Genomic DNA, 254 nt, shown 5'->3' with positions numbered 1-254 from the left:
GCTCCCCATTCCGATATTTCTTTACCCATACTTTAAGCTGGGTACAGTTCACAATTCCCAACCTGTCGGAGACGACCTTATAGCTCTCACCTCCTGTACAATAGGCTTGAATGGCCTCTTTCTTGAATTCCTCTGTGTACGATTGAAATACTTGTCCCTTTTTGGCCATACCAAAATCCCCTCCAAGTTCACTCATTTCCTCATGTTAACACATGAGGTTTTTTTCGAGTGTCTACTTCAAGGGGATAATACCA

Annotated in this window: 1 protein-coding gene; it reads right to left on the bottom strand. The window is 42.9% G+C overall.

Annotated features, from left to right (window positions below):
* The coding region (locus C162_RS37405) for a transposase (RefSeq protein ID WP_036697976.1) at positions 1–169 on the bottom strand (169 nt) is incomplete at its 3' end.
* Between the last annotated feature and the right edge of the window lie 85 nt (positions 170–254).

The organism is Paenibacillus sp. FSL R7-269, assembly GCF_000517865.1.
GTDB lineage: Bacteria > Bacillota > Bacilli > Paenibacillales > Paenibacillaceae > Paenibacillus_AQ.
Note: the sequence above shows the minus strand (reverse complement) of the source record. Positions and strands in the feature narration are given on the sequence as shown.